The organism is Pseudomonas sp. P4_C3, assembly GCF_056402075.1.
On sequence record NZ_JBFUIC010000768.1, the window covers coordinates 1 to 662 of the forward strand.

Genomic DNA, 662 nt, shown 5'->3' on the forward strand with positions numbered 1-662 from the left:
GGTCCGCTGGTCGGTCCGGTGCTGGCGGCGCAGATGGGCTACTTGCCCGGCACGCTCGCTGTGGCTGATTGCTGGCGTGGTGCTGGCCGGTGCGGTGCAGGACTTCATGGTCCTGTTCATGTCCACCCGCCGCAACGGCCGTTCGCTGGGCGACATGGTCCGTGAGGAAATGGGCCGCATCCCCGGGACCATCGCGCTGTTCGGTTGCTTCCTGATCATGATCATCATCCTCGCGGTGCTGGCGTTGATCGTGGTGAAAGCCCTGGCCGAAAGCCCGTGGGGCATTTTCACGGTGATGGCGACCATCCCGATCGCGATGTTCATGGGCATYTACATGCGCTACATCCGTCCGGGTCGCATCGGTGAAATCTCGGTGATCGGCGTGCTATTGCTGCTSGGTTCGATCTGGCTCGGCGGGCAGATTGCCGCGGATCCGGTGTGGGCCAAGGCCTTTACCTTTACCGGTCTGCAGATCACCTGGATGCTGATCGGCTACGGTTTTGTCGCGGCGGTGTTACCGGTGTGGCTGATCCTGGCGCCCCGTGACTACCTCTCGACCTTCCTGAAGATCGGCACCATCGTCGCCCTGGCCATCGGCATCCTGGTGACCATGCCCGAGCTGAAAATGCCGGCCCTGACCCAGTTCATCGACGGCACCGGCC

Annotated in this window: 1 pseudogene; it reads left to right on the forward strand. The window is 63.2% G+C overall.

Going from position 1 to position 662, the window contains the following annotated elements:
• Positions 1–662: pseudogene (locus AC1DVH_RS32335) on the forward strand (carbon starvation CstA family protein); the annotation flags it as partial.